At 63.2% G+C, this 242-nt stretch carries 1 pseudogene; it reads left to right on the top strand.

Going from position 1 to position 242, the window contains the following annotated elements:
* Positions 1-242: pseudogene (locus SB765_RS32990) on the top strand (cation transporter); the annotation flags it as partial.

The raw sequence follows: 242 nt of genomic DNA, 5'->3' as shown, positions 1-242 counted from the left end.
ATGTCGACCCATTGATTCTGATCCTGCTGGCCCTGAGCATGCTGGCCCCGGCCTTGAAGATCCTGCGCCCGGCGCTGCGCGAGGTGCTGGGGATCGCCCCGGACCAGTTGGACGACACCGTGCGCGAAGTGATGGACGCGGCGCAGGCCCGACATGGTTTCGACGACTACGTGTCTTACGTACAGAAGCACGGGCGTGCACGGTTTATCGAGATCCATGTGGTACTGCCGGCGGATTACCCG

It is taken from the genome of Pseudomonas sp. SIMBA_067, from assembly GCF_046534675.1.
GTDB classification, from domain to species: Bacteria; Pseudomonadota; Gammaproteobacteria; order Pseudomonadales; family Pseudomonadaceae; genus Aquipseudomonas; species Aquipseudomonas putida.
Note: the sequence above shows the minus strand (reverse complement) of the source record. Positions and strands in the feature narration are given on the sequence as shown.